Source organism: Rothia sp. (in: high G+C Gram-positive bacteria) (assembly GCF_015265375.1).
In the GTDB taxonomy this organism is placed as follows: domain Bacteria; phylum Actinomycetota; class Actinomycetes; order Actinomycetales; family Micrococcaceae; genus Rothia.
In genome coordinates this window covers 1-22,767 of sequence record NZ_JABZXW010000012.1, presented here as the reverse complement: position 1 = coordinate 22,767, position 22,767 = coordinate 1, and the positions used below count along the sequence as shown (strand labels likewise).

Here is a 22,767-nt window from a genome sequence, read left to right as displayed (position 1 = left end):
GGCACGGGCGAGGTGGTGCATCTACTAGTTTAAAGGCTCTAGTGGGTGCGGTTTATAACCGACGCTATGCCGCGGGCGATTATTCAGGTCACGCACCGGGTAGCAGCCCTCAAAGCCGAGACGTGCCAAGAGTTCGGCAACGGCTTCTTCCTGGGTGTCGTCGTGCTCCATGATGAACAGGCCGCCGGGGGCTAGAAGCTCGAAGGCGCGGGTGGCGATGGCGGCGGGCATCTGCATGCCGTCCGCTCCCCCGCCGTACAGCGCCATCTCCGGGTCGTGCAGGGCGGCCTCCGGGTCAGCGGGTACGTTCGCCGGCGGAATATACGGCGGGTTAGAGAGTACCGCGTCGAAGGTTCCGGCGAGCTCGGTGAGGGCGGTGAGGGCATCCCCATGAACCAGGTGCACGCCGAGCGGCTCCAGGTTCTTGCGGGTGTAGGGGATGGCGTCTTCGGAGAGCTCCACCGCGAATACCTGCGCGTCCGGCAGTTCGCTCTTGACTGCCGCCGCGATAGCCCCGGAGCCGGTGCACAGGTCGACGATGCGCAACTGACCGGTTGCCGAGTCGGCGCGTGCGCTCAGCACTTTGAGGGCTTCTTCGACGAGCAGTTCCGTCTCGGGGCGGGGTACGAATACGCCCGGTCCGACTGCCAGTTCTAGACGGTAGAAGGGAGCGGAGCCGGTGATATGCTGTAGCGGCTCGCGGGAGGCGCGGCGGGCGACCAGCGCCTCGTACTCTGCGACCTGTGCGGGGGTGAGTCGCTCCCCCATGAGCGCAGCGTGCTGTAGGCGTGAGCGTGAGCCGTCGTAGAGCAGGTGCGCGGCGAGTAGCTCGGCGTCCACGCGGGGGCTGGGTACCTGCGCCAGTGCCGCGGTGGCGCGTGTGAGTACCTGCGCGAGCTCTTCCCCGCGCGGGTCGTGCACATTCACCTTCATGAGCTCTCCTCCTCGTCTTTCGACGGCAAGTCCCTAACGATTCAAAAACTGTCACCGCATACAGGTGAGGGGCTCCACCGCCGCAGCGGCGAGCCCCTCACCAACATCTCACGCCGATTCCGAAGAATCAGCAAGAGCAAATACAGAACCTACGTCTGCACAGAACTACTTCTGCCCAGAATTACTTCTGTTCCTGGCCCACCTGAGCGAGGCGGTGCGCCTCATCCATCTCAATAGCGGACTGAACCACAGGCTCCAGGTCACCATTCAGCACAGCATCCAGGTTGTACGCCTTATAGCCGGTACGGTGATCCGCAATGCGGTTCTCCGGGAAGTTGTACGTACGGATACGCTCCGAACGGTCCATGGTACGCACCTGCGAAGCACGGTGTGCCGCGTTCTCAGCGTCAATCTGCTCCTGCTGGTGAGCCAACAGGCGCGCACGCAGAACGCGCATCGCAGCTTCACGGTTCTGCAGCTGAGACTTCTCATTCTGCATCGCCACCACAATACCGGTCGGAAGGTGAGTAATACGCACCGCCGAGTCAGTGGTGTTCACCGACTGGCCACCGGGGCCCGAAGAACGGTACACGTCAATCTTCAGGTCGTTCTGGTTAATCTCGATTTCCTCGGGCTCATCCACCTCGGGGAACACCAGAACACCAGCAGCAGAAGTGTGGATACGGCCCTGAGACTCAGTCGCCGGAACACGCTGCACACGGTGCACGCCACCCTCATACTTCAGGTGTGCCCACACGCCCTCAGCCGGCTCATTCGAGGAGCCCTTAATAGCAATCTGGGCGTCCTTGTAACCGCCAACATCGGTGCTGGTCGAAGAAATAATCTCAGTCTTCCAGCCCTTGTGCTCGGCGTAACGCATGTACATGCGCAGCAGGTCACCAGCGAACAGAGCCGCCTCGTCACCACCGGCACCAGCCTTCACCTCAAGAATGACGTTACGGCCATCATCCGGGTCACGCGGAATCAGCAGGCGGCGCAGCTTCTCCTGAGCAACCTCCAGCTCCTCCTCCAGGCCGGGAATCTCCGCCGCGAAATCCGGATCCTCATCAGCCATCTCGCGAGCAGCCTCAAGGTCATCCTTCAGCGAAGTGTACTTGTTGTACGCAGTCACAATACCGGTCAGCTCCGCGTAGCGGCGGCCCACACGGCGTGCCTTACCCTGATTCGCCTGCACGGCGGGGTCAGCCAGCTGATTCTGCAGGTCAGCGTGCTCATCCAGCAGAACCTGAATAGATTCAAACATTCTGTTCTCTCTTCCATCTCCCGCACTTTACGCCGCACGGGCAGGCACTAGACATCTCACACCCCTCACAACGGGGATGCACAAAACGAACGGCTCACGCGCCCCACCCACATGAGGAGGTGGGGCGCGTGAGATACGAGCCTTAGTCGACCAGACGCAGACCGTTCTTCTGAACCGTCAGAAGGAACTCCACGTTGCTTTCAGTCTTACGCAGCTGGTTGGTCAGAACACCCAGAGCCTGCTCGGGTTCCATACCCGCCAGGGCACGGCGCAGACCCCACATAATCTTGATCTCATCCGGGGAGAGCAGGTTCTCCTCGCGGCGAGTACCAGAAGCGTTAATATCAACCGCCGGGAAGATACGCTTATCCGCCAGCTGACGGGACAGGCGCAGCTCCATGTTACCGGTGCCCTTGAACTCTTCGAAGATCACTTCGTCCATCTTCGAGCCGGTCTCAACCAGGGCGGTAGCCAGGATGGTCAGCGAGCCACCCTCTTCAATGTTGCGGGCAGCGCCGAAGAACTTCTTCGGCGGGTACAGTGCAGCAGAATCCACACCACCGGACAGGATACGACCGGATGCGGGAGCCGCCAGGTTGTATGCGCGGCCCAGGCGGGTCATGGAGTCCAGCAGCACGACCACATCGTAGCCGAGCTCCACCATACGCTTCGCACGCTCAATAGCCAACTCAGCCACAGTGGTGTGATCCTCAGCGGGACGGTCGAAGGTCGAGGCAATAACCTCACCCTTGACGGTGCGCTGCATATCGGTCACTTCTTCAGGACGCTCATCCACCAGGACCATCATCAGGTACACGTCCGGGTTGTTCACAGTAATCGCGTTCGCAATGGACTGCAGCATGAGGGTCTTACCCGCCTTCGGCGGGGACACAATCAGACCACGCTGACCCTTACCGATCGGGGACACCAGGTCCACCACGCGGGTGCCCAGCTTCTTCGGGGTGGTCTCCAGGCGCAGACGCTCCTTGGGGTACAGCGGAGTCAGCTTCGAGAACACGCGGCGGTTCGCTGCTTCCTCAACACTCTGACCGTTAATCGCCTCAACCTGGACCAGGGCGTTGAAACGCTGGCGGCTGTTCGACTCACCCTCACGCGGCACGCGAATCGCGCCGAGCACGTGGTCACCCTTACGCAGGTTGTACTTCTTCACCTGAGCCAGGGAGACGTACACGTCGTTGGTGCCGGGCAGGTAGCCGGTGGTACGCACGAAAGCGTAGTTGTCGAGAATGTCCAGAACACCCGAAATCGGTGCCAGCACATCGTCTTCGCTCAGGCGAGGCTCGTTCTCCTCGCGGCGGCGAGCCTGCTTCTCAGCACGCTCAGCCTGACGGTCACGCTTAGAACGGCGCTCAGTACGCTCGGCACGCTCTGCGCGTTCTGCACGCTCAGCAGCCTTACGCTCGGCACGTTCGCTACGCTCAGCATTGCGCTCTGCACGCTCTGCGTTACGCTCACGCTTAGTGCGACGCTCGGTGCGCTCGCCATCCTGGTCGCGGCGACGCTCACGGGTGCGGGTACGCTTCGAGCTCTTCTCACCGTCGGGGGTGCCAAAAGTCATGTCCAGGGCAGCGTTCAGGCTGTCCAGGCTCGCGGTGCCGTCAGCGGTAGTAGCCTTCAGCTCAGCAGAGTTACCGGGCAGGTCAACCTGCTCCGCACGCTCGCCAATACGCTCAGCAGCCAGCTCAGCGCGCACATCCAGCGGAGGAAGCTCAGCGGGCTTCTCGTCCTTACGGGTGCGGGTGCGGCGGGTACGCTTCTCCGGCTTCTCGTTATTCTCAGTCTTCTCGGACTTCTCAGCCGATGCGTCCTCACCCTCAGCGGCACGGCGAGCGCGCGCACGCTTCTGAGCGGGAGTCTCGTAACGGGAAGAGCGGGTACGCTTCTCAGCCTTCTCAGCGCCCTCAGCGGGGGCTTCAGCAACCTCAGCGTTTTCGGTCTTCTCAGCCTGCGCCTCAGCATCCTTCTGGGTGCGAGTACGACGGGTACGGCGAGGCTTAGACTCCTCAGCCTTCTCAGTAGCGGGGGTCTGGGCAGACTCAGCGGGAGTCTCAGCCTTGGGCTCAGCAGGAGCGGCTACGGCGCCACCACGCTGATGCTCCTCAAGAGCCTGAACCAGCTCAGCCTTCTTCAACTTCAGATAGCCGCGGATGCCAAGCTGCTGGGCGAGGACACGCAGCTGCGCGACCTTCAAGTTTGCAAGTTCCGGTGCGGCAGCTGCCGTACCGTACTCATCGGTGACAACAATATTCTTTGCCAACTACAATTCCTTTGGTTATAAGCCCTGAAAATCTTCAGAATAAAGATCGGGCGGGCGCTATAGCGCGGTCAAAGGTTTAGACACTGCCGAAAGAAAACAGCAGTCTGCACCTTCGACTCCCTCGAACCGCGCTGGAGGCGGTTCGCGTCTCTTACCGTACCCGCTGATTCAGACACAGCGAGCACACACGGAAGATAAGGCGCTCTATCACAAATGTGGGCAAGCCCAAACCATCATCTATACAAACCATCTACGCGAGATGAAGAGGATGGATTGGTCACTTTGAAAGGGCACCCGCCGCGAAACCGAACCCTCAGAAAAGTCTTCCCTATGCGTCAGAAATAAAGAAGACGTGAATCCCAAAGGCACTCCCCCGAACCTTGCCGGTTCCCGCTCAGACACAAAAAGCATCTGAGGCATCAGGGGAAACGGAAGTACGTTACGAAGGATAGTATCGACGGTCTACATTGAACGACGGGCGAACCTCAACGTAGGACGAACTAATAACGTCCTACTGAGTAACTATAACACCTTCAGTATCAATTTCAAGGGGAAGCACTCGCCAGTTCAGGCGGCGATCCGCGATAGCGCTGCAGGGGTGGGTCGCCTCAAACTCGGCAATCGCCTCCTGAACCTGTCGCACCTGCTCATCGCCGTGCGCAAAGGTCAAAACGGTCGGACCAGCACCAGAAATTACCGCCGCAAAACCCTGACCGCGCAGGTACGCCACCAGCGCAGCCGACGGTTCCATCGCGGTCACACGGTACCCCTGATGCAGGTAGTCCACGGTCGCATCCATCAGGTGCTCGGGAGCATCAGAGAGAGTGCGCACCAGCAGCGCCGCGCGAGCCGAGTTCGCCACAGCTTCAATGTGAGGCATCTGTGCGGGAATCAGCGAACGAGCAAGCTTCGTCGACACCTCATAATCGGGCACAGCCACCACCGGGTGAACATCAGGATGCACCGGAATAATCAGGGACTTCCAATTGCCCATCTCACCCCAGGACACCGACAGGTTGCCGTAAATCGCCGGAGCCACGTTATCCGGGTGGCCCTCCATATCGGAGGCGACCTGCAGCATCTGCTCACGGCTCAGACGGTACTCTTCCGGCAGCAGACCGCTCGCCGCAGCTACACCCGCCACAATAGCCGACGCCGAAGAACCCATACCGCGAGAATGCGGAATCTTATTATCAGCAATCAGCTTCACAGCAGGCAGCTCATCCAAACCAGCCGCCGCAAAACCAGCCTTCATCGCCTGCAAAACCAGGTGGCTCTCATCGCGAGGAACATCCGCGCTGCCCTCACCGCTGAGCTCAAACTCCAGGCCGGACTCAATACGCTCAACAACCAGCTCATCATAGAAGCCAAGGCCCAAACCCATGCTGTCATAGCCGGGGCCCAGGTTAGCGCTCGTAGCGGGAACGCGGACCTTGACGGACGCGCCCACCGGAATATCAGAAATATGCAGGGAAGACATGAGAAGAACCTCGCGATCGGTGACGTAATGAGTGAATAGGTGAAAGATACAAAAAGGGCTGTCATGCAGGTGCACCCCGCCCCGAAAACCGGGACGGAGTGCACAACGTAGTATGAATAGGCTAGTGCAAATCGAGAATATCTGCCACAGCAACCACGTCGAAGGGAGCCTTAGTCGGCTCAACCTTCACGCCGTTCACAGCCTGCAGAGCCCACTGCGGGTCCTTCAGACCGTGACCGGTCACGGTAATCACAATGGTCTTACCCTCGGGAGCTTCACCGGCGCGGTGCTTCTTCAGCAGACCCGCAACACCGGCAGCCGAAGCCGGCTCCACGAAGACACCCTCGCGGGCAGACAGCCAGCGGTGCGCTTCCAGAATCTCCTCATCGGTGACAGCCTCAATCACGCCGCCGGACTCGTCACGAGCAACTTCAGCCTTCTCCCACGACGCGGGGTTACCAATACGGATCGCGGTCGCAATGGTCTCAGGAGCCTCAATCGGGTGACCAGCAACGATTGGTGCAGCACCAGCAGCCTGGAAGCCCCACATAATCGGACGCTTGGTCGCAACCGGCTCCAGCACCTTACCGTCACGGTTGGTGTAAGGCTCCGAGTACTCCTTGTAGCCCTTCCAGTACGCGGTGATGTTACCCGCGTTGCCAACCGGCAGCAGGTGATAATCGGGAGCGTCACCCAGGGTATCAACAACCTCAAACGAACCGGTCTTCTGGCCCTCAATACGGTAAGGGTTGACCGAGTTCACCAGGAACACCGGGTAATTCTCGCTGAGCTTGCGAGCAATCTCCAGGCAGTTATCGAAGTTGCCGTCAATCTGAATGATGTCAGCACCGTGAGCGATAGCCTGAGACAGCTTACCCATAGAAATCTTGCCGTCCGGAACCAGCACTGCACAGCGCATACCAGCCTGCAGAGCGTACGCAGCAGCCGAAGCGGAAGTGTTACCGGTCGAAGCACACACAACAGCCTTCGCACCGTCACGCTTAGCGGCGGTCATCGCACTGGTCATGCCGCGGTCCTTGAACGAACCGGTCGGGTTCATACCCTCAAACTTCAGGTAAACGGTGTTACCGGTCTCAGCAGACAGTGCCGGCGCGTGAATCAGCGGGGTACCGCCCTCGCCCAGGGTCACAGCCTTCACATCGTCTGCGAAAGGCAGACGGTCACGGTACTCATTGATAACGCCCTGCCACACGTGTGCCATTGGCTTCTCCTTCAATCTTGGCGCCCCGCCCGCCGAACCTTCCGTAGGTTCGGCGCGGTAGCGGGTACGCGGGTTCGTTCGTGAGCGATGCTTCTACACGCGAGCATCGCACGTTTAGTGAGCGGCGCGTGCCGCACGTCAGTTAGCGCTAAGCGCCTAGTGCTTCTCAGTGCCTAGTGCTTCTCGGACTCCACGCGGATGACCGAGTTCACCTCACGCACAGTGTCCAGAGCGTCAATCACAGCAATCGCACGGCGCAAATCTGCGTCCTTCGCAGAGTGGGTGACCATACGAATCTGAGCCACACCCTCCTTCGGGGCGGACTGGCGCAGAGAATCAACAGAAATGCCGTGCTCAGTCAGGATGCGGGTAATATTCGCCAGAACGCCCAGGCGATCCTCCACCAAAACACCCACCGAGTAGCGAGACACCACGTTATCCAGACCGGTTGCGTGCAGCTGAGCGTGGGAAGTCTCCGGAACACCGGGACCACCCAGCACCAGACGACGAGCCAGGGACACGAAGTCACCCAGAACAGCCGAAGCAGTCGGAGCGCCACCCGCACCGGGACCGTAGAACATCAGCTCGCCAGCGTTCTCCGCCTCAACGAACACAGCGTTGAACGCACCGTGCACGCCCGCCAGCGGGTGCTGACGAGGAATCAGGGTCGGGTTCACGCGAATGTTCGCGCCGTTCTCACCCTCACGCTCACAAATAGCCAGCAGCTTGATGACGTAACCATCAGCATCCGCGGCAGCAACATCATCAGCGGTGATGGAAGTAATGCCCTCGGTGTGCACATCATCAATAGTGAACGTCGAGTGGAACGCCAAAGAAGCAACAATCGCAGCCTTCGACGCGGCGTCGTGGCCCTCAACGTCAGCGGTCGGGTCAGCCTCCGCGTAGCCGAGCTTCTGAGCCTCAGCCAGCGCGTCCGAGAAGGATGCGCCGGTGGTGTCCATCTGGTCAAGAATGTAATTGGTGGTGCCGTTCATGATGCCCAGAACGCGGGTCACACGGTCACCAGCCAGGGAGTCACGCAGGGGGCGCAGAATCGGGATAGCACCCGCAACAGCAGCCTCGTAAGAGAGCTGAGCACCGGACTCATCAGCGGCAGCCTGCAGTTCCACGCCGTGCTTAGCCAGCAGCGCCTTGTTGCCGGAGACCACGGACTTACCCGCCTTCAGAGCACGCAGAATGCGAGTGCGAGCCGGCTCAATACCGCCGGTCAGCTCGATGACCACATCCGCTGCATCGATGAGAGCGTCAGCATCGGTGGTGTACAGCGAGGGGTCCGCATTCCAGTGGCGGGATGCATTAGTATCGCGCACAGCAATACCGATCAACTCCACGGGCGCGCCAATGCGCTTTTCAAGGACAGCGTTATCCTCTACCAGGATGCGAGCAGCCTGGGAACCGACATTACCGGCACCAAGCAGTGCTACTTTGATCTTTTCAGCCACGATAGTCTCTTTCTACGGTCTGTTCCGGGTTCGCCCCGGTATCTCTTCGGGCTAAGGCACGGATGCGGCGCAGAGCACGCACCCAACAACCACTTTATCAAGAGGCGGCGACGGCTCAGCAGCCTCAAGCTGCGACTTTTACTCTCTGAGATGAGGTATCCCTCACAGTTATGAGGTGAACCTTATCGTCTGTCATGTTTTGAACGCACAAAACCGTGAAGACCCCGCCCGCAACCGCCACCTCACGGCGCGCATTGCAGAGACGGGAACTTCACGGTTTTTCATGATGTCAGACAGGGTTCTTAGATATCCGTTCTTAGATATCCGAACCCATATCCAGCGCCAGCATATCCTCCTCGCGCTGACGACGAATCATCACGCGAGAAGGCTTACCCTCAGCGGTCGCAATCACCGGCGGGCGAGTCAAGAAGTTATAGTTCGAACCCAGCACATAGCAGTACGCGCCGGTCGCCGGAACCGCCAGAATATCGCCAGCCTGCAGGTCAGCCGGCAGGTAGCAGTAACGAACCACCACATCGCCGGACTCGCAGTGCTTACCCACCACGCGAGAGAGCACCTGCTCCCCCGCCGGGGCACGATTCGCCAGAGTCACCGAATAATCCGATTCGTACAGCACCGGGCGGGCGTTATCACTCATACCGCCGTCCACCGAAACGTAGCGGCGCACACGAATCTCGCCGTTCTCATCCTCAATGCTCACGTTCTTAATGGTGCCCACCGTGTACAGGGTCGCACCCGAAGGACCAGAAATAGAACGGCCCGGCTCGAACGACATGTGCGGAATCGCCATGCCCAGGCGCTCGCAGGTTGCCGCAACGGAAGCGGCAATCGACTCGGTCACCTCGGTAATCGAGCGGGGGTGATCCGCCTCGGTGTAGCCGATGCCGTAGCCACCACCCAAATCCAGCTCCGGCAGGGTCACGCCCAGGTCACGGTTGAGGCGGTTCATGAACTCCAGGGCGGTAGTAGCCGCCTGCTCAAAGCCCTCCGCCTCAAAAATCTGCGAACCAATATGGCAGTGAATACCGCGGAAATCCAGGGAATCGGTCGCGTTCAGAATCGCGGCAGCCAGAGCCGCGTAAGAATCGGTAGACTCAACGCCCCAGTATTCCAGCTCCTCTTCATCCAGACCAGCAAGCGCGGCGGTGCCGGGCTGCAGGGACATGCCGAACTTCTGATCCTCGTGCGCGGTCGCAATGGACTCGTGGGTCGAGGCATGCACGCCGGGGGTGATGCGAATCAGCACCGGAACCGGGGCGTAAGGCTCCTCGCCCTCAGCCACACGCTCGGCGGCAAGCTCGGCGTACACGCGCTCAATGAGCTTGAGCTCGTCCACCGAGTCAGCCACCACGCGACCCAGGCCGTTGCGGATCGCGCGGGCAATCTCAGCCTCCGACTTGTTGTTGCCGTGCAGGGCGATGTTCGCACCTGGAACCTGTGCGCGCAGAGCCAACGCCAGCTCACCACCGGAGGCGGTATCCAGGCACAGGCCCTCCTCGGTCGCCCAACGCGCCACAGCGGTGGACAGGAACGACTTACCGGCGTAGTAGACGCTCACCTGCGCGCCGTGCTCGGCGAAAGCCTGTTCAAAAGCGGTGCGGTAGGCGCGGGCGCGGGCGCGGAAGGTCGTCTCGGAGAAGACGTACTGCGGGGTTTCGTGCTCAGCCGCCAGGTCGCTGACGGTCACGCCATCAATGCAGAGCTCGCCCTGCTCATTGCGGGTGAAGGAATCCGTCCAGATGGTGCGGGACAGTGCCTCGGGATGCTCGGGGTAGGTGAGCCATTCGGGGGCGTAGAGGGCGCGGGCTTCGCTCATCGTGTCTCTTTCTTAGCTATCTTGCCGGCATACGCTCAACCCCCGCCCCGGTAGTACCGGGTCGGGGGTTGAAACGAGAGTATTACATGCGCTCGGGTGCGCTCACACCCAGCAGGTTCAGACCGTTAGCCAGCACCTGCTGTGCCGCGTTGTTCAGCAGCAGGCGGGTACGGTGCAGGTCGGTGACCGCTTCGTCCGCCTTGGGGGTGACGCGGGAGACACCGTACCAGCTGTGGTATGCCGAAGCGAGCTGTTCCAGGTAGCGGTTCACGCGGTGCGGCTCGTAGAACTTCGCGGCATCACGCACAGCAGCGGGGAACTGGCCGAGTACAGCCAGCAGCTCGCCGTCAGCAGCCGAGTCGAGCAGGGAGGTGTCCACGCCGTCCTCAACCTTCACGCCAGCCTCCGCGGCGTTACGTGCCACAGCGGCGGTACGTGCGTGAGCGTACTGCACGTAGTAGACCGGGTTCTCGTTGCTCTTGGAAGTCAGCAGGCCCAGGTCAATGTCGATGGGGGTGTCCACCGAGTAGCGGGTCAGCTCGTAGCGGGCTGCGTCAACGCCAACAGCCTCGACCAGGTCCTCGAGGGTGACCACGGTGCCGGCACGCTTGGACATGCGGACGGGCTTGCCGTCCTTGACCAGGTTCACCAGCTGACCGATCATGACCTCAATCTGGTCGGCGCGGTAGCCAAGAATCTGGGCGATAGCCTTCAGACGGCCCACGTAGCCGTTGTGGTCAGCACCGAGCATGTAAATCGCCACGTCGGCGGGGTTTACTGCGCGGGTCATCTTGTCCTGGTAGTAGGCGATATCGCCCGCCACGTAGGCGTGGTTGCCGTCAGACTTAATGACCACGCGGTCCTTGTCGTCGCCGTAGTCGGTGGTGCGCATCCACCATGCGCCGTCAGCCTCGAAGAGCTGACCGTTCTCACGCATGGTCTCGAGCAGGGCGTCCACCTTGCCGCCTTCGAACACGGAGTTCTCGTGGAAGAACACGTCGAAGTGGGTGCCGAATGCCGCCAGGGACTCCTTGATCTGATCGAACATCAGGTGAGTACCGATTTCGCGGAAAATCTCTTCGGGGTTCTCAGCCTCAAGCGCGTCGGGGCGCTGAGCCAGAATCTGGTCCTTAATGTCAACAATGTACGCTCCAGCGTAGCCGTCCTCGGGGGTCTCCTCGCCGCGAGCAGCGGCAATCAGGGAGCGCACGAAACGGTCAATCTGGGTGCCGTGGTCGTTGAAGTAGTATTCACGCACGACGTTAGCGCCTTCAGCCTCAAGGACGCGGGCAAGCGCATCACCGACGGCAGCCCAGCGGGTACCGCCCAGGTGGATGGGGCCGGTGGGGTTCGCGGAGACGAACTCAAGGTTGATGGTCTTGCCGGCGAACTTGTCGCTGCGGCCGTATGCTTCGCCAGCCTCAACGATGGTAGCGGCAAGCTCACCAGCAGCTGCGGCGTCCAGGGTGATGTTCAGGAAGCCGGGGCCAGCAATATCTACGGATGCAACACCGGGGATGGCGCTAATCTTCTCTGCCAGAAGAGCTGCTGCCTCACGCGGGTTCTTGCCCACCTTCTTGGCGAGCTGCAGAGCGACGTTGGTTGCCCAGTCGCCGTGTTCACGGGACTTGGGGCGCTCCACTCGGACGGCGGGCAGTTCAGCGCCCTCCACGAGGGTCAGCTGGCCGGAGGAAATGGTTTCTTCAAGGGCAAGCGCAATGGCTTCGGAGAGTTCTTCAGGAGTCATAACAAACTATTCTAGCAAGCCTTGGCAGGTGCCTGACCCTTTATCTAGTGCATATCTGATACCATAGGTGGGTTGCCTCTGTAGCTCAGCGGATTAGAGCACCAGTTTCCGGTACTGGGGGTCGAAGGTTCGAATCCTTTCAGGGGCACGATGTTCTTATTCGAGAGGGAACACGGGAGCCGATATCCGAGGCGTATTGTTCGGGTATCGGCTCCTTTTTATTTAACAACTCAACTTTATTGAGCCACCCACCCTGTTGTGCATAAAGCCTGCGCCGGGCGACCGTTCCCGCCAGCTCCCTCTTCAACCTCAGGCTTCAACCTCAGAGGGTGGACACTACCCGCCTGCCTGTTGTGGCAACGCTAACAGCCTTGAGAGAATGGGAAAACGCGCACACCCGTCACATCAGCACGGCTTCAAGCCACAACAGCGGAGGTAACCCGATGACCACCATGCGCCAGATTCAGCTCACCGAATGGGGCGACGAAAGCGTTCTGCACGAAGCAAACGTGCCTATCCCCTCGCCGGTGCGCGGTCACGTGCTCATCAAAACGGTTGCCGCCGGCGTGAACCCGATTGATCTGACCACCCGCAAGGGTCTGGGCCCCGCCGCTCAGCTGGCAGACCCGTCGTACAAGCCCTTCGTGCCCGGCTGGGATGTTGCCGGCACCGTGGTTGCTACCGCCGGTGACTACACGGGTTTTAAGGTGGGCGACGGCGTATTTGGTCTTGTTGCTTTCCCCTCCCCCGCCGGTGCGTACGCCGAGTATGTTCTCGCCCCGGCGCATCAGCTGGTGAAGGTGCCCGCCGATGTTCCCTGCGCGCAATTGGGTGGCGCTCCCCTGGCGGCGCTGACCGCATACCAGGCACTCTTCGAAGTGGCGCGATTGAAGGAAGGCGAGCGCGTGCTCATTCACGCCGGTGCCGGAGGCGTCGGTCACCTCGCCGTTCAGCTGGCGGCGCAGGCTGGCGCTCAGGTTTTTGCGACCGCCTCCGCGGCGAACCACGAGTTTGTGCGCTCGCTGGGTGCCCAGCCTATTGATTACCGCACCGAGGATTTCCGCGCCGTACTGGGCCAGACCATGGATGTGGTGCTCAATTCCACCGGTCAGCAGACCTTCCTCGATTCGCTGGAGGTGCTGGTTCCCGGCGGCCGCATTGTCACCCTGACCAGCCCCGACCCGCTGGATGTTGCGCGTGAGCGCGGCTTCGAGGCGCAGTGGCTGACGGTTCACCCGGACCGCATGCAGATGCAGGAGATTGCCCGCCTCATGTCCTTGGGCCTGTTGAAGGTATACGTGGATCAGGTGCTTGATTTTTCGCAGGCTGCGCAGGCTCATGCCCTGGTGGCGACGGGTCGCACCCGCGGCAAGATCGTGCTGGTTCCCTAACGAGGTGCTGATTCATGCAGACTTCTGAGAGCACGCCGAAGGTTGAGGGCGCATTGAACGCTGAGGGCGTACCGAATGTAGAGAGCGCGCCGACCGTTGAGGGTACCGAGTACCGCTCCGGTTTTTACCGCGAGGCGGGCTTTTACGATGCCCACTCGCTGCCCGACTACGGCGCGCAGTCGCCGGTAACTCGTGAAGCGTTCGCCTACGATTTCTTCCCCGCGACCGGGGATATCTCTTCCCCCGCGCCGCTACTGGTGTGGGTTCACGGTGGCGCCTGGCGTTTCGGCACCAACCAGGCCCTACGCGACACTATCCTGCGCACCTCTGGCGGGGAGCAGCCCAATACCCAGGCGCTCATGCGCGCCGCTTTTCAGCAGGCGGGCTGGGCGGTCGCGTCCATCAACTACCGGTATTCGCATCAGGCACTCTTCCCGGGTGCCCTGCACGATGTGAAGGAGGCAGTGCGTTTCTTCCGCGCCAACGCGCACGAATTCGGTATTGACCCGCAACGCATTGCGGTAGCGGGCGGAAGCGCCGGCGGGCACCTGAGCATGCTGGTTGCGCATACGGGAGATTCCGCCGCCGGTAACGGTAGCGATGGGGATTCTGCGAGCGCACCCGAGCACGACGAATACTTTGAGGGCAGGGCGGCGAGCGCCTACCCGTCCCATAGTTCGCAGGTGGCTGCGGCGGCTTCGTTTTACGGGGTCAGCGATTTGAGGACCATCTTCACCGATCGGCCCCTGGCTGGCTACGCTCTCGACCATCCCGAAGATGACGGCGCCGAATGGCGACTACTGGGAAGCACCCACCCCGTACCCGCAGACGTGTCTACCATCGACGCTTCCAAGGGCGAGCGGGCGGTTCCGGGTGTCTGCATCGAGCGCGCCCAAAAGAACTGGGAGCGTGCGCATCCTATTGATGCGGTACGCCCCCAGAAACGAGTGAATAAGGTCGAAAGTGCCTCTGCACCGGGTGCGAGCGGCGGCGCCACTGCCCTGATGCTTGTGCACGGTATTAGTGATTCGTGTGTGCCGTACCAGCAATCGGTGCGGGTATATCAGGCGCTGCGCACGCGGCAGGTGCCTACCGATTTGGTGCTGGTTCCGGATGCCGAACACGGGGATTCGCGCTGTTTTAGCCCCGACATTGTTCAGCAGATGCTGCTATTTCTCAACCGCGCTGTGTAGCTTGAGCGGTTCGACAGGTTAGCGAGGTTAGCGAACGCGGCGGTTCACGTATTCGTGCTCAAGGCGGTAGCGTTCGAGGTCATCAAAAGCAACGCGACGGTGCGTGTTAATGCGCTCGAACGGAATATCTCCGCGCTCCAGCAGGCGAACAACGGTCGGGCGGGATACGCCCAGGTAGTCTGCCGCCTCCTGCGTGGTCATGAGGCGGTCCTGGCGTACCACGCAGACGTCCTTACGGTCGGCGAATGCGCGCGCTACGGAGGTGAGGGGTCCGTACATTTCGGGGGAAATCTGTACGCGCTCGCCGTCGCCAGTGACCATGTAGAGGGTTTCTTCGGCGCTGAGGCGGTCGAAGTGGGTGCGCAGACTCGCGTGAACGAGGGCTTGGAAGAGTTCTTCGCAGCGGTGGTGAATTTCTTCGTGCTGTCCGTCTTCGTAGCAATCCAACACTGCAACACGTGTTGCCGGGTACGTCTTTGGTGATGGCATAGTCACTCCTTCGTTACTGTGTTATTCACCACTGTAGCAGTTGAACGAAACTATCGAAAGAAAGTTAAGAAGCGCAGTTAATTCGCATCTACGGTGCATAAAATTCAGATGAATAATTATTAACTCTTTAGATAGCATTTGATGTCATTTATTGTATATTAACTGCTCTCCTGGGGTCAGTATTCCACCGCCGCCCACCCCGGGGTTCCCGCAAACAAACCCAAATATGACAAACAAAGCACACCCCAAGCCCACCGCGGGCAAGGCGAGTACACTGGATAGGATATGTCTGAGCAGAAATCCACAAAGAAACACGCAGATACTTCTAAGGCCCCACGCACCGCCCCCACCATGGCGAGCATGGCCGCCGCAATCCACGCGGCAAAGGTACGATCCTCCGAAAAAACCGGCGAAAAAGCCGCTGGCAAAACCGCAGATAAAACTACTGAGAACAACGCGGTAAAAAAGGGCACACAGAAGAATAGCGCCCAGAAGAATAACGCAGACCACAAGAACTCCTCCCGCGGCGCCTCCGAACGCAACTCCAACGCCTCCCGCTCCAACCGACGCGGAGGCGGCACCAACCGCGCCCGCAAGCAGGGCAACCAGCAGGGCGACAACAAGAGCAGCCAGCAGAACCGCCCGGCACCGCGCCGCTACGAACCGTTCATCCCCGAGGTCATCACCTACCCCGAAGAACTGCCCGTCAGCGAACGCCGCGAAGACATCATGAACGCGATCCGCGACAACCAGGTCGTCATCATCGCGGGTGAAACCGGCTCCGGTAAAACCACCCAGATCCCCAAAATGTGCCTCGACCTGGGCCTGGGAGAGAAGGGCCTCATCGGCCACACCCAGCCGCGCCGACTCGCCGCACGCTCCGTCGCCGAACGCATCGCCGAAGAACTCGGACAGAAAATCGGCGAAACCGTCGGCTACCAGGTGCGATTCACCTCCGAAGTCGGCGAACACAGCGCCATCAAGCTCATGACCGACGGCATTCTGCTCGCCGAAATCCAGAACGACAAGCTGCTGCGCCGCTACTCCACCCTCATCATTGACGAGGCGCACGAACGCAGCCTGAACATTGACTTCATCCTCGGCTACCTCAAGCGCATCCTGCCGCAGCGCCCGGATCTGAAGGTCATCATCACCTCCGCGACCATCGACCCGGAGCGTTTCGCACGCCACTTCTCCCCCAGCTACGTGCCGGGCAAGGGCATCGTCGACGAAAACCTCAGCGCCGAAGAACGCGAAATCGCCGAAGCAATCCTGCCCGACGACGCGCCGCCCATCATTGAGGTGTCCGGCCGAACCTACCCCGTGGAAATCCGCTACCGCCCGCTCGACGAGGAAGACTACCTCAGCGACGACGAAATCGAAGACGACCACGACCCCACCGACGGCATCCTCGACGCCATCAAGGAACTCTCCAAAGAAGCGCCCGGCGACATCCTCATCTTCTTCTCCGGCGAACGCGAAATCCGCGACGCCAAGGACGCTATCGAGGCGATGGTCCTCAAGTCGCCGCGTCTGAACTACGAAGTGCTGCCCCTGTATGCGCGCCTCTCGCTCGCAGAGCAGCACCGCGTGTTCTCCCCCGGATCTCGCCCGCGCATCGTGCTCGCCACGAACGTTGCCGAAACCTCGCTGACCGTGCCCGGCATCAAGTACGTCATCGACACCGGCACCGCACGCATCTCCCGCTACTCGGCACGCACCAAGGTTCAGCGCCTGCCCATCGAACGCATCTCGCAGGCAAGCGCCAACCAGCGCTCCGGTCGATGCGGCCGCGTCAGCGACGGCATCGCAATCCGCCTCTACTCTGAGGAAGACTTCAACTCACGCCCCGAGTTCACCGACCCCGAAATTCTGCGCACCAACCTCGCAGCCGTCATCCTGCAGATGATCGCAATCGGCGTGGTCCGCGAACCCGGCGACATCTCCCGCTTCCCGTTCGTGCAGCCGCCCGCATCCCGCGCCATCAACGACGGCGTGAACCTGCTGCGCGAACTCGGCGCGCTCACCGAACGCCCCCGCGGCCCCCGCAAGGGCCGCGGCAATAGCGCAACCCTCACCGCCATCGGCCGAGCCATGGCGGCATTCCCCGTGGACCCGCGCCTGGCCCGCATGATCATTGAAGGCGGCCGCCGCAACTGCGCCAAGGAAATGATGGTGCTCGCCGCCGCCCTGACCATCCAGGACCCGCGCGAACGCCCCGCCGACGTGCGCGCCGAAGCCGACGCGATGCACGCCCGCTTCGTCGACGACACCTCCGACTTCTCCTCCTTCCTGTTGCTCTGGGACTACATCAACGAGCAGCAGGCGGCGCTGTCCTCCTCGCAGCTGCGCAAAATGTGCCACCGCGAATACATCAACTACCTGCGCATCCGCGAATGGCAGGACCTCTTCGCCCAGCTGCGCGAAATGGGACGCACCGCCAACATTCACGCCAGCGGCGGCAGGGACATCAACGCCTCCGCCCACGAAATCGACATCCACAAGAGCCTGCTCACCGGCCTGCTCTCGCACGTAGGCGTCAAAGAAGAACGCGAAAAGGACTCCAAGGGACGCAACCGCGGCCCCCGCGAATACCTCGGCGCACGCGGCACCAAGTTCGCGATCTTCCCCGGCTCCGGCCTGTTCAAAAAGAGCCCCGACTGGGTGCTCTCCGCCGAACTCGTCGAAACCTCCCGCCTGTGGGCGCGCACCAACGCCGCCATCGACCCGCAGTGGATCGAAGAGGTCGGCAAGCACCTCATCAGCGTGCAATACTCCGAACCGCACTGGTCCCTCAGCTCCGGCGCGGCAGTCGCCTACGCCAAGGGCACGCTCTTCGGCCTGACCATCTACGCCGACCGCCCCGTGCAGTACGCCCGCGTAGACGCCGCCGCAGCCCGCGAAATCTTCATTCAGTCCGCCCTCGTCGAAGGCCAGTGGCACACCCAGCACAAGTTCTACCTGCGCAACCAGCGTGCCCTCGCCGAGGTCGAAGAGCTTGAGGCACGCCTGCGCCGCCGCGACCTGCGCGTGGACGACTCCGTGCTCTTCGCCTTCTACGACGCACGCATCCCCGCCCACGTGACGGATGTGCGCGCCTTCGACAAGTGGTGGAAGCAGGCACGCCTCGAAGACGACAACTACCTGGACTTCAACCCCGAAAAGCTCATCAACGAGGAAGCCGCCGACTACGACGACTCGCAGTTCCCGCGCCAGTGGGTGCAGCGCACCGACAGCGGCGAACTCACCCTCGACCTGCGCTACGAATACGCCCCCACCGCAGGCATTGGAGGCGCCCGAACCGACGCCGCAAAGCGCGACGGTGTGGCGGTTCAGGTTCCCATCCTGTTCCTCAACCAGCTGAGCCCCGAACCGTTCCGCTGGCAGATTCCCGGCCTGCGCCACGAACTCGTCACCGCGCTCATCAAGTCGCTGCCCAAGGCGATTCGACGCAACTTCGTGCCCGCACCCGACGTGGCACGCGCCGCCTGCGCCGCCCTGGAAGAGGACTACTCCCCCGCAACCGACGAGCTTATCCCCTCCCTCGCACTCGTACTACGCCGCCTGCGCGGCGTGGTCGTCGAGCCCGAAGCCTTCAACTGGGACGCCGTGCCCGAGCACCTGAAGATGGGCTTCCAGGTGCGCAACGCCCGCAACAAAATCCTGGGTGAGGGCAAGGACCTGCGCGCCCTGCAGCAGCAGCTGCACAAGGAGATTCGCAGCGCCCTCGCCGACTCGCTCGGCACATCCGACGACACCATGGCAAAAATGGTTGCACTCGCCCAGGGCGGTTCAAGTAGCTCAGGCGGCTCGGGTAGCTCCGCGGCTTCTGCCAAGAAGGGCGCGAAGAACCCGGGTGCCCCTGCCAACGCGGATGCATCCGGCGGAGTACGCGAGGTCACCGGCCTCACCGCATTCCCCGCCGATCTCTTCCCCAACGGAGAGATCCCCCGCAAGGTACAGCGCGTCATCGCAACCCAGGCAGTCAACGGCTACCCCGCCCTCGTCGACGAAGAAACCAGCGTAGGACTGCGCATCTTCCCCACCGAGGCCGAGCAGCTGCACGCCCAGCGCCGCGGCATCATCCGCCTACTGCAGCTGCAGGTGCCCTCGCCCGTGCGCTACGTGAGCGAACACCTCTCCCACAAGGAGAAAATCGTCTTCACGCAGAACCCGCACGGCTCCATCGACGAACTCATCCGCGACTGCACCGTCGCGGCGCTCGACCACCTCGTGCCGCACACGCCCATCTTCACGCACGCCGAATATAGCGGACTCTACGAGCACGTGCGCGCCGAACTCATCGAAACGGTCTTCGACGTCACCAAGCTCGTTGCCGAAATCCTCTCCGAAGCCACCGCGCTGAAGAAGGCAATCAAGAAGGCAACCTCGCTGACGACTATGCACGCCGTCTCCGACGTGAAGGCACAGATGGAGAACCTGGTCTACCCCGGGTTCGTGGCGCAGACCGGCTACGACCAGCTGGTTCACCTGCCGCGCTACCTGAAGGCCGCCCAGGTGCGCCTGACGAAGCTCGGCCCGAACCTGCACCGCGACAACCAGCTCATGCTCACCGTGCAGGATCTGGAAGACTCCTACGATAACGCGGTCAAGTCGCTGCCGGCAGGCACCATCGTGCCGGATGCGCTCCGCCGCGTGAACTGGATGATTGAGGAGCTGCGCGTCAGCTTCTTCGCCCAGGAGCTTGGTACCGCCTACACGGTGTCTGAGAAGCGCATTGCGAAGGCTCAGCGTGAGGCGCTGGACGCCATCAAGCGCTAGCTTGTGAGGCTACGGGTTGTCTGCGGCTTGCGCGGATGGCGGTGCTCGTCCTCGCTCCTACAGGGGCACCCGCCCTCGCAGAGCTCGGGCACCCTGATGTCGCTACGGACGGCACCACCTTTCCGCGGTAGGTTCCCGGCTCAGCTTGCGCTGTGAATGGCAAAGAGCCCCCACACGATTACCTCGTGTGGGGGCTCTTTGCTTGCGTTGCAGATGCAGCCGTGTTTTCCGGATGCGCCCTCAGGGTGTCACACGGACGCTCTCCGCAGCGAAGCAAGGAGGGGCGGAGCGTCCGGGTGACGGGTGCCCCTGCGTAGGCGCGAAGGAAACATGCGGCGCACCTACACCTGAGTAGGAATGAGGAAGAACACCGCCCCTCATGCTTTCCAAGCGACGAAGGAAACATGCGGCGCACCGCCCAAACGCCTCAGCGTGAGAAACGGTTAGGCAGCCGCCTCACAGAAGGTCACCGTCACCGAACCGTTACCGCGCTCGCGCATCCACTGCGGCGCATTCTCAGCCGAAACAATCACACCCTCGCTCACGGACGGTGCGATGTACGAGCCGCCCGCGCCGCCTGCGCCGCCCTGCATCGTGTAGCCGATGCCCTGACGCACGCCGGTCGGGCTGTTCAGCCACTTCTGGGTCAGCACAATCGAGGAGACGGACTGTGCCGCGCCGGAACCGCCGCCTCCGTAGCCTGCGCCGCCGCCACCGGACACCACGGACTGGTAGCCGTTGAAGTTCTGCGCGTACGCACCCTCGTCGTTGTAGATGTCCAGGTCCCAGCTGCGGTCCTCGTAGGTGCCCTTCTCGTGCACGCTGGCGGGGTTCTCATCCAGCTGGTAGGAGTATGCGCCCGCGCCGTCGCCGCCGTTGCCCGCGAAGCCGCTCGTGCCCGCGTTACCGGCAACGAACTGGCTGAACAGAACCTGGTTATTGGTGGTTTCAAAGCCGATGATGGGGCCACTTGCCGGCAGGGTGCCTGCCGCGCCGCCTACGCCGCCCACGCCCGCTGCGCCGCCGGAACCGGAGTTGTAGGTCAGGACCTTGGAGCGTTCAGCCTTGTAGATTTCGTAGCCGGGGGTGCCGTTGGAGCCTGCCGCTGCGGAGGCGCTACCCGCCGCGTCAAACTGCGGGGATGCATCCGAGCCGAGTGCCGCCACGCCTGCGTCAATCTGGCCGTCGAGGTTGGAGTACCAGGGGTCCGCGTAGGACACGCCGGAGCTGGTCATGCCCGCGCCGCCACCGCCGCCTGCAACAGCAACCACGGTGCCGTCAACGAGCAGTGCGGATGAGCCGCCACCGGATGCGGCGTAGACCTGGCTCTTGGAGTTTGCCGGGTCAGCGTACTTTGCGTCGACCTGCGCGGTGACGTAGGCGGGGATGGTGTAGGTGGGTACGGAGCCGCCGTTGCCGTAGCCTTCACCGCCGGCGGTGGGGGTGAGGGAGCCGTCGCCGATACCGCCTGCCGCGGCGATAATCTGCACGGTGGAGCCGGGGGTGACGGGAATGATGCCGGTGACCTTCGCGCCGGAGCCGGCGGGGGTCATGCGGTTGTTGGTGCCGCCTGCGCCGCCGACCAGCTCAAAACGAAGCTTGTAGACGTTGTTGGGCACGGCGAAGCTCTGCACGGTCTTGGCGCCTTCGTCGGTGCCGGAGATGCTGTACGCGGGGTTGGCCGCCAGGATGCAGTCGTTGGTGGCGGCGACGGATGCCGCGTAGGAGGGGATGGTTGCCGAGGCTGTGACGACCGGTGCCGCCCAGGCTGCGCCAGCGACGAGCTTGCGGCGGGTCATGGAAGTAGACATGGTATGCCCTTTATTCAGGTGGGGTGATGTGTTTGCGGCGCGACTTTATTTGGCTCCAAACGAGCCTCGATTTGCTTGCTGTGGAAAGAAAATCAGCACCGAGGAAAAGAATACCCTTAACCTCAGCTTTAACATAAATCCCTGGTTGGAGCGCGGCATGGGAACCTTTGGGCATCTCGCACTGCTCCTTTCCTTCGCTCCTGCAGGGGAACCCGCCGCACCCGGACGCTCCGCTCTTCCTTGCTTCGCTGCGGAGAGCGCCCGGGCGGGCACCCTGATGTCGCTTCCGGCAGGTGCGGCACTAGGCTAAAATTTCAGCTCATCTATCCGGCGAAGCCGGCGAAAGATTGAGAAGGCGACAGCCCCCCTCCCCCTCCAGTTCGTTATGCCGGTATCGCACACAAGCCCCGCGCTTACGGAACTGGAGCTGAGTGTCTTACGCAGGGAGCGGGAGGGATGGTGTCCTCCGTCGTGACATCAGGGTGCCCGAAGCGAAGCGAGGGCGGGTCCCCTGTAGGAATAAGGAGGAACACCGTCCCTCCGTAAACAAAGAAACTAAAATGTTAAACACAAAACCCCTTAGCCGTAAAGCTAAGGGGTTTTCCTTTGTGCGCGATACTGGGATCGAACCAGTGACCTCTTCCGTGTCAGGGAAGCGCGCTACCGCTGCGCCAATCGCGCTCACAAAACAGTTGTTTTGTTGCGAGGTGAGGACGGGATTCGAACCCGCGTACACGGCTTTGCAGGCCGCTGCCTAACCACTCGACCACCTCACCGCATACGCTCCACGAGGGAACGCGTTCGAACTCTTGGAGTCCTTACGAGCGGTTGACGAGACTTGAACTCGCGACATCCACCTTGGCAAGGTGGTGCTCTA

13 protein-coding genes and 3 tRNA genes are annotated in these 22,767 nt (G+C 61.7%); 4 read left to right on the top strand and 12 right to left on the bottom strand.

Features of this window, described 5'->3' with window-relative positions:
* Nucleotides 1-24: 24 nt before the first annotated feature.
* The 8 genes from prmC to argS form a co-directional block, all read right to left on the bottom strand.
* Nucleotides 25-933 carry a peptide chain release factor N(5)-glutamine methyltransferase gene (gene prmC / locus HXO69_RS03025; protein ID WP_296545234.1) on the bottom strand — a complete coding sequence of 303 codons (909 nt, stop codon included), beginning with the start codon at nucleotides 931-933 and terminating at the stop codon, nucleotides 25-27.
* 181 nt (nucleotides 934-1,114) lie between these two features.
* Nucleotides 1,115-2,197, bottom strand: coding sequence for a peptide chain release factor 1 (prfA, locus tag HXO69_RS03020; RefSeq protein ID WP_005507792.1), 1,083 nt, complete (start codon nucleotides 2,195-2,197; stop codon nucleotides 1,115-1,117).
* Nucleotides 2,198-2,339: 142 nt separating this feature from the next.
* Nucleotides 2,340-4,475, bottom strand: coding sequence for a transcription termination factor Rho (rho, locus tag HXO69_RS03015; RefSeq protein WP_296545232.1), 2,136 nt, complete (start codon nucleotides 4,473-4,475; stop codon nucleotides 2,340-2,342).
* 511 nt (nucleotides 4,476-4,986) lie between these two features.
* Nucleotides 4,987-5,955, bottom strand: a complete 969-nt coding sequence (thrB, locus tag HXO69_RS03010; RefSeq protein WP_296545231.1) for a homoserine kinase — start codon at nucleotides 5,953-5,955, stop codon at nucleotides 4,987-4,989.
* 121 nt (nucleotides 5,956-6,076) lie between these two features.
* Entirely contained in the window at nucleotides 6,077-7,177 is a 1,101-nt protein-coding gene (gene thrC, locus HXO69_RS03005; protein ID WP_070830493.1) for a threonine synthase, read from the bottom strand.
* Nucleotides 7,178-7,350: 173 nt separating this feature from the next.
* Nucleotides 7,351-8,640: a homoserine dehydrogenase gene (locus HXO69_RS03000; RefSeq protein WP_012903775.1), complete on the bottom strand. Its 1,290-nt coding sequence runs from the start codon at nucleotides 8,638-8,640 to the stop codon at nucleotides 7,351-7,353.
* 316 nt (nucleotides 8,641-8,956) lie between these two features.
* Nucleotides 8,957-10,477, bottom strand: a complete 1,521-nt coding sequence (locus HXO69_RS02995; RefSeq protein WP_296545230.1) for a diaminopimelate decarboxylase — start codon at nucleotides 10,475-10,477, stop codon at nucleotides 8,957-8,959.
* 82 nt (nucleotides 10,478-10,559) lie between these two features.
* On the bottom strand, nucleotides 10,560-12,224 hold the full coding sequence (argS, locus tag HXO69_RS02990) for an arginine--tRNA ligase (protein WP_296545228.1): 1,665 nt from the start codon (nucleotides 12,222-12,224) through the stop codon (nucleotides 10,560-10,562).
* Nucleotides 12,225-12,298: 74 nt separating this feature from the next.
* On the opposite strand from argS, the gene HXO69_RS02985 reads away from it, so the two are divergent.
* The 3 genes from HXO69_RS02985 (at nucleotide 12,299) to HXO69_RS02975 (ending at nucleotide 14,808) form a co-directional block, all read left to right on the top strand.
* A tRNA-Arg gene (locus HXO69_RS02985) sits at nucleotides 12,299-12,372 on the top strand.
* Between the two features lie 295 nt (nucleotides 12,373-12,667).
* Nucleotides 12,668-13,615 (top strand): NADP-dependent oxidoreductase, encoded by a 948-nt coding sequence (locus HXO69_RS02980; RefSeq protein WP_296545226.1) that lies wholly within the window; start codon nucleotides 12,668-12,670, stop codon nucleotides 13,613-13,615.
* Between the two features lie 14 nt (nucleotides 13,616-13,629).
* Nucleotides 13,630-14,808, top strand: a complete 1,179-nt coding sequence (locus HXO69_RS02975) for an alpha/beta hydrolase (RefSeq protein ID WP_296545225.1) — start codon at nucleotides 13,630-13,632, stop codon at nucleotides 14,806-14,808.
* A 27-nt stretch (nucleotides 14,809-14,835) separates the two neighbouring features.
* Here HXO69_RS02975 and HXO69_RS02970 read toward each other — a convergent pair whose 3' ends face one another.
* Nucleotides 14,836-15,297 (bottom strand): helix-turn-helix domain-containing protein, encoded by a 462-nt coding sequence (locus HXO69_RS02970; RefSeq protein ID WP_296545223.1) that lies wholly within the window; start codon nucleotides 15,295-15,297, stop codon nucleotides 14,836-14,838.
* A gap of 285 nt (nucleotides 15,298-15,582) precedes the next feature.
* Between HXO69_RS02970 and hrpA the strand changes: the two genes are divergently transcribed.
* On the top strand, nucleotides 15,583-20,079 hold the full coding sequence (hrpA, locus tag HXO69_RS02965; protein WP_296545221.1) for an ATP-dependent RNA helicase HrpA: 4,497 nt from the start codon (nucleotides 15,583-15,585) through the stop codon (nucleotides 20,077-20,079).
* A 443-nt stretch (nucleotides 20,080-20,522) separates the two neighbouring features.
* On the opposite strand, the gene HXO69_RS02960 is transcribed toward hrpA, so the two are convergent.
* The 3 genes from HXO69_RS02960 to HXO69_RS02950 all read right to left on the bottom strand — a co-directional run bounded on the left by HXO69_RS02960 (nucleotide 20,523) and on the right by HXO69_RS02950 (nucleotide 22,666).
* Nucleotides 20,523-21,890: a hypothetical protein gene (locus tag HXO69_RS02960; RefSeq protein WP_296545218.1), complete on the bottom strand. Its 1,368-nt coding sequence runs from the start codon at nucleotides 21,888-21,890 to the stop codon at nucleotides 20,523-20,525.
* 609 nt (nucleotides 21,891-22,499) lie between these two features.
* Nucleotides 22,500-22,571, bottom strand: a tRNA-Val gene (locus HXO69_RS02955).
* A gap of 24 nt (nucleotides 22,572-22,595) precedes the next feature.
* Nucleotides 22,596-22,666, bottom strand: a tRNA-Cys gene (locus HXO69_RS02950).
* Between the last annotated feature and the right edge of the window lie 101 nt (nucleotides 22,667-22,767).

Excerpts from the sequence above, each read along its gene's own strand:
- thrB (WP_296545231.1), bottom strand. The coding sequence starts at position 5,955 with ATGTCTTCCCTGCATATTTCTGATATTCCGGTGGGCGCGTCCGTCAAG.
- hrpA (WP_296545221.1), top strand. The coding sequence starts at position 15,583 with ATGTCTGAGCAGAAATCCACAAAGAAACACGCAGATACTTCTAAGGCC.
- HXO69_RS02995 (WP_296545230.1), bottom strand. The coding sequence starts at position 10,477 with ATGAGCGAAGCCCGCGCCCTCTACGCCCCCGAATGGCTCACCTACCCC.
- HXO69_RS02975 (WP_296545225.1), top strand. The coding sequence starts at position 13,630 with ATGCAGACTTCTGAGAGCACGCCGAAGGTTGAGGGCGCATTGAACGCT.
- prfA (WP_005507792.1), bottom strand. The coding sequence starts at position 2,197 with ATGTTTGAATCTATTCAGGTTCTGCTGGATGAGCACGCTGACCTGCAG.
- thrC (WP_070830493.1), bottom strand. The coding sequence starts at position 7,177 with ATGGCACACGTGTGGCAGGGCGTTATCAATGAGTACCGTGACCGTCTG.
- prmC (WP_296545234.1), bottom strand. The coding sequence starts at position 933 with ATGAAGGTGAATGTGCACGACCCGCGCGGGGAAGAGCTCGCGCAGGTA.
- HXO69_RS02960 (WP_296545218.1), bottom strand. The coding sequence starts at position 21,890 with ATGTCTACTTCCATGACCCGCCGCAAGCTCGTCGCTGGCGCAGCCTGG.
- HXO69_RS02970 (WP_296545223.1), bottom strand. The coding sequence starts at position 15,297 with ATGCCATCACCAAAGACGTACCCGGCAACACGTGTTGCAGTGTTGGAT.
- argS (WP_296545228.1), bottom strand. The coding sequence starts at position 12,224 with ATGACTCCTGAAGAACTCTCCGAAGCCATTGCGCTTGCCCTTGAAGAA.
- HXO69_RS02980 (WP_296545226.1), top strand. The coding sequence starts at position 12,668 with ATGACCACCATGCGCCAGATTCAGCTCACCGAATGGGGCGACGAAAGC.